The sequence below is a fragment of the Pseudonocardia sp. 73-21 genome, from assembly GCF_001899645.1.
Taxonomy (GTDB): Bacteria; Actinomycetota; Actinomycetes; order Mycobacteriales; family Pseudonocardiaceae; genus Pseudonocardia.
Map to the genome: position 1 here is coordinate 23526 of NZ_MKVV01000106.1, position 9375 is coordinate 32900.

The window sequence follows — 9375 nt, forward strand, 5'->3', positions numbered from 1 at the left end:
GGGGCTCACCGGCGGGCACCCCCGTCCACCACCGCGCGCGCGGCCGCCACCAGCGCCAGCTCGGCCTCCTCGAAGCCCGCGGCCCGCTGCTCGGCCTGCGCGGCCAGATCCCTCAGCTGCGCCCGCAGGGTGGTCGTCATCCGCTCCAGCGCGGCCGGCGCGGCTCCGCCCTCCGCCTGCCGGGACGCGACGATGGCGCGCGGGTCCAGGACGGCCGAGAGGTCGGTGCCGGCGAGCCCCCAGGACCGTCCGGTGTGCGCGAGCGCCGCTGCGTCGACCATCTCCCCGGTGATGCCACCGCCCGGGATGCCGAGCCGCGCCGCCTCCCGGACGGTGTTGCCGACCACCACGTAGGCGGTGCGGTAGTCGACGTCCACCAGCTGCACCAGGTGCTCGGCGAGGTCCGTGGCCTGGGTGTAGCCGCGGTCGAGCTCCTGGCGCATCCGCTCGGGGTTGACCCGCAGCGTGCGCACGACCCCGCCCATCAACCGCGTGATCCGCAGGCTCAGGTCCAGCGCCCGCGGCACCTCGCCGTAGGCGAAGATCAGGTTGTCGCTGCGGGCCGACGGGCTCTTCGTCACGGCGAGGAAGCCCGTGAGCCGCCCGATCACGACGCCGGAGGCGCCGCGCACGATCGACAGCGCGTAGGGGTTGCGCTTCTGCGGCATGAGGATGCTGGAGCGGCTGTAGGCGTCGGCCAGGTCGACGAAGTCGAACTCGCTGGAGGAGAAGATCTCCAGGTCCTCCGCGAGCTTGGAGAAGTTCGACAGCAGGCTGGCCACCGTCGCCAGGATGTGGATCAGGCCGTCCACCTGCCACATCGCGTCGCGGGTGTGCGGGATGACGCCGTCGAAACCGAGGACGGCGGCGATCGGGTCGCGGTCCTCCAGCAGGCGGGTGCCGTTGACGCACCCGGCGCCCCCGGGGCTCTGGTTGAGCACGTCGAGCTCGTCGAGCAGCCTGCGCGCGTCCCGGACCGTCGAGTAGACGAACGACAGCAGGTAGTGGCCGAACGTCGACGGCTGCGCCTGCTGCAGGTAGGTCTGGTCGGGCAGCAGCGTGCCGGCGTGCTCCTCGGCCCGGGCCACGGTGTCCAGGGCGGTGGCGACGGCCTCGGTGACCAGCTCGGTGAGCTGGCGGCGCAGGTGCAGCCGCAGCGCGACCCGGGCCGCCTCCCGGCGCGGCCGCCCGGCGTGCAGCCAGCCGGCGACGTCCCCGATCCGGGCGACGAAGAACCGCTCGCGGGAGTTGTAGGGCTCGCCGAACTCCGGGTCGTACGGGAAGTCCTCGGCGGGGATCCCGGTGACCTCCAGCAGCAGGGCGAGCAGCGCGCGCTCGGCGTCGGGGGGCACGATGGCGCGCCGGGCCAGGTCGAGCACGTGGGCCAGGTCGGCGAGGTTGAGACCGCGGTGCAGGAAGCTCGCGTCCGCGTTCTCGATCGCGAATCCGGACTCCACGAGCTCGGGCGCCGGCCCGGTCTGGGGGAACCCCTCCGGCCGGGTGCGGCGGGAATCGGGCGCGCTGGTCATCTCTCTCCTGTCGTCCCGGACCCGACGGTCCGACCGTGCTCGGCGGCGCGGGACGCCAACCCCTGGACCGCCGGCACCACGCCGCCGGTGTGCCACCACACGACCGGTCGGCGGCCGCGGCTCGCCCGGTCCGCCGCCACGGTGAACGCCTCCGCGCCGTAGGTGGTGTCGAGCAGGAACCCGTCCGTCCACAGCGCCGTGCGGGCCCGGTCCTCCTCCCGGGCCGTGGCGCGGCCGAAGCCCGGTCCGCGGGCGTCGACCAGCTCGAAGCGCTCCTCCGACGGCCGCGCCGTGCCGCGCAGCGCGGCGCACTCGCCGGCCAGGGCCAGCACGGTGGCGCGGACCTCCGCCGGCGGGCGGCTCACCGAGACCCCGACGACCGGCACGTCGAGACCCCAGGCCGTCAGGCCCGCGAGCAGGCCCGCGCAGCTGCCGCCGGAGCCGACGGGCAGCACGATCGCGGACGGGCGCCCGTCGTCGCCCAGGGCGGCGAGCTGGACGGCGAGCTCGGTGGCGGCGTCGAAGAAGCCCAGTGCGCCCAGGGCGGTCGAGCCGCCGCGCGGCACGGCGAAGGCCTGCCGGCCCGCGACCGTCAGCTCCGCGGCGCGCTCGGCCACCAGCACGTCCACCTCGGCCCGGTCGGTGCCGCCGGTGGGCCGCACCACCGCGCCCGCGGCCTCGGCGAGGGCGACGTTGGGGGCCCCCGCCGGGTCACCCCAGATCACGAGCTCGCAGTCGAGCCCCGCGGCCCGGGCCGCCATCGCGGCGGCGGCCACGAAGTTCGACCCCGGTCCCCCGCCGGTGACGAGGACCTCGGCGCCCTGCTGCACGGCCGCCCCCACCAGGTACTCCAGGGGACGGGCCTTGTTGCCCGCGACCCCGAACCCGATCAGGTCGTCGCGCTTGACCAGCAGCGGCCCGCACCCGAGCGCGACCTCCAGCCGGCGTGCCCGCACGAGCGGCGTGGGCAGCACGGCCAGCGGGAACCGCGGCGGTATGCGGCTCATCGCTCGTCCGCCCGGGCCGAGCGGGCGCGGGCCACCACGGTGTCGACCATGGCCGCGGCGCCGTCGACGGCCGCGCCGGTGCCCCAGGCGCGAACCTCCTGCGCCGTGGCCAGACCCCGGCCGACCAGGCCTGCGGCGAGGTCCGTGCCGTCCTCGCGGAGCACCTCGTGCATCACCTGCTGGGCGCGGTGCTTGCCGAGGCGGCCCGCGAGCCCGGCGAGGACCCGTTCCGAGCCGAGACCGCCGAAGCGGTCGAGGGTGGCCGCCATCGCCTCGGGGTGCACCTCCAGCCCGGCGAGCAGGCCGCGTGCGAGGTGCAGCGCGGCCGCGGTGAGCTGGCAGATCTCGGGCAGCGCGATCCACTCGGCCTTCCACGCCCGGCCGTCGCGCTCGTGCCCGGCGACCATACCCTCCAGCAGCACCGCCGACGACGAGCGCGCGAGCCGGGCCAGCGTGTCGAGGTGCTCGCCGATCTCGGGGTTGCGCTTGTGGGGCATGGTGATGCTGCTGACCGCGCCGGCCGCCGCGGGCTCGGTCAGCTCGCCGATCTCGGGCCGGGCCAGCTCGTAGACCTCGACGCCGATGCGGGCCAGCGTGCCGCAGACCATCGCGAGCACGCCCCCGAACTCGGCGATCCGGTCCCGCGAGGTGAGCCACGAGATCCCGGGGTCGGCCAGCCCCACCCCGGCGCAGAACCGGCGGCGCAGCTCGGGGCCGTCGGCCCCGAAGAACGCCAGCGCTCCCACCGCCCCGGCGAGCTGGCCGACGCCCCAGCGCTCGCGGCCCCCGGCCAGCCGGTCGAGGTGGCGGCGCACCTCGTCGGCCCAGGAGGCGACCTTGAACCCGAACGTGACCGGCGAGCCGGGCTGGCCGTGCGTCCGCCCGGCCATCACCGTGTCGCGGTGCTCCGTCGCCAACCCGAGCAGCAGGTCCTCGACCGCGAGCAGGTCCCGGTGCACGATCGCACCGACGTCGCGCAGCACCGTGCCGAACCAGGTGTCGGTGACGTCCTGCACCGTCGCCCCGACGTAGACGTGCTCGCGGACGTCCGGCGGCAGCACCTGCTGGAGCCCGCGGATCAGGCCGAGCGTGGAGTGCGAGGTCAGGCGCGTCTGCTCGGCGACGAACCCGAGGTCCAACGCCTCCACGCGGGCACCGGCCGCGATGGCCTCCGCCGCGGCGGGCGGGACGATCCCGAGCGCGGCCTGCGCGCGGGCGAGGGCCACGAGGATGTCGAGCCAGGACTGGACCATCGCCGGCTCGTCGAAGATCGCGTCCGTCTCCGGGGTGCCCCACAGGTGCGCGTAGAGCGTCGAGGAGCTCAGCCGGGTGCCCACGCCGGCCCCTCCCGCTCGACGAGCCGGTGCAGCGCCTGGCGCACGTGCTCCAAGGACGAGCCCCACGGCACCGACACCCACCCGTCCCCGTGCTCGATGTGCTCCTCCTGCAGGCAGCACTTCGTCAGCGTCGGGTGGGCCGGCCGGCTGCTCCCGACGGCGCGTCGGGGACAGAAGTCCACGGTGGGGGGTTCGTCACCGTAGAACCAGCGGTGGATCTGCAGCGAGCGCGTGCAGCCCAGCAGTGTCCAGTCGGCCCGCTCGGGGTGCTCGTCGAGGTAGGACACGCGGGCCCCGGGCACCTCGCCCCCGGACCCCCGGCACGGCAGCAGGTAGTGCTGCGACGGCAGCCGCTCCGCCAGCTCGCCGAGCCGCGCGAGGTCGGCCACGATCTCCACCGGGGGCAGGTCCTCCGTGACGGCGACGACGCGGCGCGCCTGGTCGGCGAGCTTGGCCGGCTCCGGCGGCACGACCTCGCGCACGACGATCCGCAGCGGCCGGGGCTCGACGATGACGTTGACGTGCGCGTAGCGGCCCTCCACGACCACGGCGCGCGCCCCGGGCGCACGGTCGGCCGCCACCGCGGCCAGCACCGAGGGGATCCCCGTGTCGGCGCCGGGCTCGACGACGTAGGCGCACTCGTCCGGACCGGCGATCAGCTCGACGTCGGTCACCGGCGAGAACAGCGGCACGTCGGACTCGCGCGTGATCCGCAGCAGCGCGGTCGGCCCGGGGACGTCCGGATCCCGGCGGGCGACGAGGAAACGGGTGCGCCGGTAGGCGTCACGACCGAGCAGGTGGGCCCGCAGCGACGCCGCGTCGAGCCCGACGCCGGGAGGGATCGTCGCGACGGCCACGCCGCGGTAGCGCAGCGGCACGAAGTTCGGCCCGTACGTCGGGGCGGTCATGCCGTGTCCGCGCCCGCTGCCCGTGGGGGCGCCGCGGTGTCCGAGCGCAGGCCCAGCCGGAGCGTCTCGACCGACAGCACGTCGGCCGGGGCCACGTTGCCGAGGTTGACGGCCGCGCCGAAACGGCGGATGAACCACGCCTGCTGGCTCGCCCGGGGCGCCTCGAACACGACCCGCTCCACCCCGACGGCCGCGACCACGGCCTCCACCACGTCCGGGCGCACCCGGCCCTGGTCGTCGAACGTGCCGACGGTGCCGCTCTGCCGTCCCTCGGTGACCACCAGCGTCGCGCCGGCGTCGAGATCGGCGCGGCACTCGGCGGGCCACCACCGTGCGGCGTGCTGCTCCCCCGGCGCCTTCGAGCCGACCTCGGCGAGCACGGTGAAGTCCCGGGCCGCCCGCTCGATGAGCGCCCGCTTCTCGGCGGGGGTCATCGCGACGGTCCCGTTGGACACCTCGACGCGGTCGAAGCCGGCGTCGCGGGCCCAGGCGAGACACTCGGTCGCGCGCCCCTGCGACCAGGCGATCTCCAGGAGCGTGCCGCCCAGGCACACGTCGATGCCGTGGGCCGCGAGCAGCGTCATCTTCTCCGCCAGGGCGGCGTCGACGTAGGCGGTGCCCCAGCCGACCTTCCAGATGTCGACATGGGCGGCGGCCCCCCGGAGCAGGTCCGCCACGGCGGCGGGCCCCGCACCCGGATCGAGCACGTGGGTCAGGCCCGCCGTGCGCGGTTTCGGGTCGCGGGCGGGAAGGTCCAGGAAGTCAACCGGCACGGGCCCACCCTAGTTCCGATGATGAAGATTCTTCTACTATAGGAAACATGCCGCGCCGGTATCAGCTCCGCACGAGATCGAGGACCACCCCGCCGAGCCCGGCCGGCGGCGCTCCGACCGCCCCCCGTCCGACGATGTCCACCGCCAGCGCGAACGCCCACGCCGCCCGGTCGGGGAACGTCCAGTCGTGACGGTCGGCGAACGTCATCCAGTCGCGCGGGCCGAGCACCGGTTCCGTCGAGTAGTCGAGCTCGTGCCACGTCACCGCGAGCTCGATGAGCCCCAGCAGCGCGTCGGGGTCGGTGTCGACCGCCAGCAGGCGGTCGTGGTGCGCGCGGAACCCCGTGGCACCGCACTCACCTCCGCAGGAGATCAGGGTGGGTACGGGGGCGACGGTCGTCATCGACGGCTCCCTCGGGTCGGACGGCGGGCAGGACACGGTGCCCGCCGCGGGGCGGCGCACTGTGATGCGCGGCACTATGACGCACCCCGGTTGCACCGGCGTTGCACCGTACGGCCCACCCGTCCGTCGAGCCCGCACCACCCGAGGAGTGATCAGCCGTGACCGAACGCAGCGTGTCCGCCTGCTGGACCGGAGGGCTCAGCGCGACGGTGGACGCCAACGGCTTCCGCGTGGTCGCCGACGAGCCGGAGTCGGTCGGCGGCACCGGCACGGGGCCCCAGCCGACGGAGCTCCTGCTCGCCTCGGTCGCGTCCTGCTTCACGCTCGCGCTCGCCCACACCGCGGCGAAGCGCGACGTGCCGCTCGCGGGCCTGCGCGTGGACGTCACCGGGCACTACGACGGGCCGCGCTTCGACGCGTTCCGCATCGCGGTCCGGACCGAGACCCCGCGGGGCGCGGAGCTCGACGAGCTGATGACCGCCGCCCAGCGGGTCTGCTACGTGACCCGCACCCTGGCGTCACCGCCCGAGATCGAGTTCGTCGTCGACCACGGCTGAGTCGTCGACCACGGCTGAGTCGTCGACCACGGCTGAGCGCGCCCGGGCCGCCACCGTCCGCAGCGGCAGGCCCAGTGCGGCCGCCGCGCGGGCGACGTCGTCGTGCTCGGGCTTGGCCCCCCAGGGACCGTGCTTGACGCGCACCGCGTGCCCGTCGACGTCGACGGTGGAGCTGCGCCGGGCGAGCGCGAGCCGGTCCACCGGGTGTCGGCGCAGCCCGAGGCTGCCGGTCTCGCGCAGCACGAGGGCCTCGAGCGCGGCGGCGTGCTCGGGCGCCGCCAGCACCGTGACGACGTGGCCGGGCCGCGACTTCTTCATCACCACCGGGGTGATCCAGGCGTCCGCCGCCCCGGCCGCCAGCGCCCGCTCGACGACGTAGCCGAGCACCTCGCCGGGCACGTCGTCGACGGTGGTCTCCAGCAGCGTCATCGGCCGGACGTCACCGTCGGCCCGTGCACGGGCCCCGAGCAGGGCCGGCAGGACGTTGGGCCGCTCGGCGACGTCGCGCCCACCGGCGCCGTAGCCGACGGCCCGCACCGTCATGTCCGGCACCGGGCCGAACCGGGCGCCCGCGGCCAGCAGCAGCGCGACGCCGGTGGGCGTGACGGTCTCGCCCGGCAGCCCGGTGGAGGTGACCGCCGCGCCGGCCCGCGCGAGCAGGGCGGCGGTGGCCGGCGCGGGCAGGGGCAGCACGCCGTGGCTGCCGCCCACGGTGCCGGAGCCGAGCGCCAGCGGCCCGCACACCACCTCGTCGACGCCGAGCAGGTGCAGGGCCGCGGCCACGCCGACCGTGTCGACGACGGTGTCCACCCCGCCGATCTCGTGCAGGTGCACCTGGTCCACGGGCACGCCGTGCAGGTCCGCCTCGACCCGCGCGATCGCCGCGACGGCCCGGGCGGCCAGCTCGGCCACCGGGGCCGGGCGGGCGCACGCGACCATCTCCTGCAGTTCGGCCGCCCGGCGCGCCGGGACGCGGTCGGCCACCCCGACCCGGGCCCGGGTGGCCAGCAGGGAACCCCGCTGGACGCGCTCCACGTCGAGCGTCCAGCCGGTCAGCCCCGTGGCGTCGACGGCGGCGCGGACGCCGTCGAGCGGCGCGCCGAGCCCCAGCAGCGCCCCGAGCAGCATGTCACCGGACACCCCGCTGAACGGGTCGAACCAGACGATCACCGCGGCCGGGCCCGGGCGAGGCGGTGCGCCGCCATCGCGGCGGCGAAGCCCGAGTCGATGTTCACCACCGTCACGCCTGCGGCACAGGAGCTGAGCATCGCCAGCAGCGCCGTCACGCCCTCGAGCGCCGCGCCGTAGCCGACGGAGGTGGGCACGGCGATGACCGGACAGCCCACCAGCCCCGCCACGACGCTGGGCAGCGCGCCCTCCATCCCGGCGATGCAGACGACCGCGTCGGCGGCGTCGAGCCGGTCGCGCACGGCCAGCAGCCGGTGCAACCCGGCCACCCCGACGTCGGAGATCGCGTCGACGCCCAGCCCCGCCGCGGACGCGACGGCGGCGGCCTCGGCGGCCACCGGGGCGTCGGAGGTGCCCGCGGCCACCACGGCGAGCCGGAAGCCGGTCGGCGCGGCGGGCCGCCAGCAGAGCAACCGCGCGGTCTCGTCGAAGGAGCCCCCGGGCACCGCGGCCAGGACGTGCCCCGCCGCGTCGGCGTCGACGCGCGTGACCAGCACCGGGCCGTCGTTGGCCGCCAGCAGGCTCGCCACGATGCCCGCGATGTGGTCGGGGCGCTTGCCCGGGCCGTACACGACCTCGGGCAGGCCGAGCCGGGCCTCGCGGCCGGTGTCGGGGCGGGCGTAGCCGAGGTCGGTGTAGCCCCCCGGAGATCGATCGGGGCTCACCGGCGGGCCACCGGCGGCACGCCGAGCAGGACGTTCATCCGGCCGCTGCGGAAGCCCTGCGTGTCCAGGGCGCAGAACGTGAACCCGGCCGCACGGACGGCCTCGTCGATCTCCTCGCGGACGAGCACCGCCCGGTCCAGGTCACCTGCGGGCAGCTCCAGCCGCGCGACGGTGCCGCCGGCGTGGGCGCGCACCCGGCCGACCGGGAATCCGAGGCGGTGCAGGGCCTCCTCGGCGGCCTCGATGCGGGCGAGCACCTCCGCCGTCACCGGGTCGCCGTAGGCGATCCGCGACGACAGGCAGGCCGCGGCCGGCTTGTCCGCCGTGTCCAGGCCGATCAACCGGCTGATCTCCCGGACGGCGGCCTTGCTCAGCCCCGCGTCGACGAGCGGGGCGATCGCCCCGCGCTGGGCGGCCGCGCGCTGGCCCGGCCGGTGGTCGCCGAGATCGTCCAGGTTGGTGCCCAGCGCCACCACCGCGCCCGAGAGCGCGGCCAGCGGGGCGACGGCGTCGAACAGCGCGCTCTTGCAGTGGAAGCAGCGGTCGCCGGTGTTGGCGACGTAGCCGGGACGCGTCAGCTCGTCGGTGCACACCTCGACGTGGGCCAGCCCCTCGCGGCGGGCCAGGGCCGCGGCGGCCCGGCGCTCGGCGACGGGCAGGCTGGCCGACACCGCGGTGACCGCGACGGCCGCGGCCCCGAGCACGCGGTGGGCCACCACCGCGAGCAGGGCCGAGTCCGCGCCTCCGGAGAAGGCGACCAGGACGCGGCTCTCCCGTCCCAGCCGCGCCCGGAGGTCCTCGTAGCCCTGTTCGGCGGTGCGCCGATCGGGCCGGTCCGGCGCGTCGTCGTGCGGCATGAGCACTCCCCTCGTCGCGGTGCCCACCCTACGGATGTCGCACTCCCGCAGAACATCTACTATCGTGGAAAATCATCTCTCATGGTCAAGGAAGGTGGTCTGATGAGACACCCTCTGTCAACCCCGGGCTCAGGCGGCGTGTCCGAGGGCT

The 9375-nt window shown here is 75.9% G+C and carries 10 protein-coding genes; 1 reads left to right on the forward strand and 9 read right to left on the reverse strand.

Annotated features, from left to right (window positions below):
- Positions 1-5: 5 nt before the first annotated feature.
- The 6 genes from BGP03_RS33840 to BGP03_RS33865 form a co-directional block, all read right to left on the reverse strand.
- A complete protein-coding gene (locus BGP03_RS33840) occupies positions 6-1529 on the reverse strand; it encodes an argininosuccinate lyase (protein ID WP_298795275.1) in 1524 nt (507 codons plus the stop codon).
- The gene (locus tag BGP03_RS33845) at positions 1526-2536 is read right to left on the reverse strand and encodes a pyridoxal-phosphate dependent enzyme (RefSeq protein WP_298795277.1); all 1011 of its coding nucleotides are present in this window, start codon (positions 2534-2536) and stop codon (positions 1526-1528) included. The genes BGP03_RS33840 and BGP03_RS33845 overlap by 4 nt, the downstream gene beginning before the upstream one ends.
- Positions 2533-3873: an adenylosuccinate lyase family protein gene (locus BGP03_RS33850; RefSeq protein ID WP_296372066.1), complete on the reverse strand. Its 1341-nt coding sequence runs from the start codon at positions 3871-3873 to the stop codon at positions 2533-2535. The genes BGP03_RS33845 and BGP03_RS33850 overlap by 4 nt, the downstream gene beginning before the upstream one ends.
- Positions 3858-4781, reverse strand: a complete 924-nt coding sequence (locus BGP03_RS33855) for a hypothetical protein (RefSeq protein WP_296372069.1) — start codon at positions 4779-4781, stop codon at positions 3858-3860. Before BGP03_RS33855 ends, BGP03_RS33850 begins: the two co-directional genes overlap by 16 nt.
- Positions 4778-5554 (reverse strand): phosphosulfolactate synthase, encoded by a 777-nt coding sequence (locus tag BGP03_RS33860; RefSeq protein WP_296372070.1) that lies wholly within the window; start codon positions 5552-5554, stop codon positions 4778-4780. Before BGP03_RS33860 ends, BGP03_RS33855 begins: the two co-directional genes overlap by 4 nt.
- Positions 5555-5615: 61 nt before the next feature.
- The gene (locus tag BGP03_RS33865) at positions 5616-5957 is read right to left on the reverse strand and encodes a hypothetical protein (RefSeq protein ID WP_296372072.1); all 342 of its coding nucleotides are present in this window, start codon (positions 5955-5957) and stop codon (positions 5616-5618) included.
- Between the two features lie 158 nt (positions 5958-6115).
- Here BGP03_RS33865 and BGP03_RS33870 point away from each other — a divergent pair, with 158 nt between their 5' ends.
- Positions 6116-6514 carry an OsmC family protein gene (locus tag BGP03_RS33870; RefSeq protein WP_296372074.1) on the forward strand — a complete coding sequence of 133 codons (399 nt, stop codon included), beginning with the start codon at positions 6116-6118 and terminating at the stop codon, positions 6512-6514.
- Here the strand turns inward: BGP03_RS33870 and larC are convergent.
- The 3 genes from larC to larE are packed head-to-tail and all read right to left on the reverse strand — an operon-like array spanning position 6476 to position 9224.
- Positions 6476-7684: a nickel pincer cofactor biosynthesis protein LarC gene (gene larC / locus BGP03_RS33875; RefSeq protein ID WP_298795281.1), complete on the reverse strand. Its 1209-nt coding sequence runs from the start codon at positions 7682-7684 to the stop codon at positions 6476-6478. The two genes, BGP03_RS33870 and larC, sit on opposite strands and share 39 nt — an antisense overlap.
- Positions 7681-8367 (reverse strand): nickel pincer cofactor biosynthesis protein LarB, encoded by a 687-nt coding sequence (gene larB / locus BGP03_RS33880; protein WP_296372079.1) that lies wholly within the window; start codon positions 8365-8367, stop codon positions 7681-7683. The genes larC and larB overlap by 4 nt, the downstream gene beginning before the upstream one ends.
- Positions 8364-9224 carry an ATP-dependent sacrificial sulfur transferase LarE gene (gene larE, locus BGP03_RS33885; protein ID WP_296372081.1) on the reverse strand — a complete coding sequence of 287 codons (861 nt, stop codon included), beginning with the start codon at positions 9222-9224 and terminating at the stop codon, positions 8364-8366. The genes larB and larE overlap by 4 nt, the downstream gene beginning before the upstream one ends.
- Between the last annotated feature and the right edge of the window lie 151 nt (positions 9225-9375).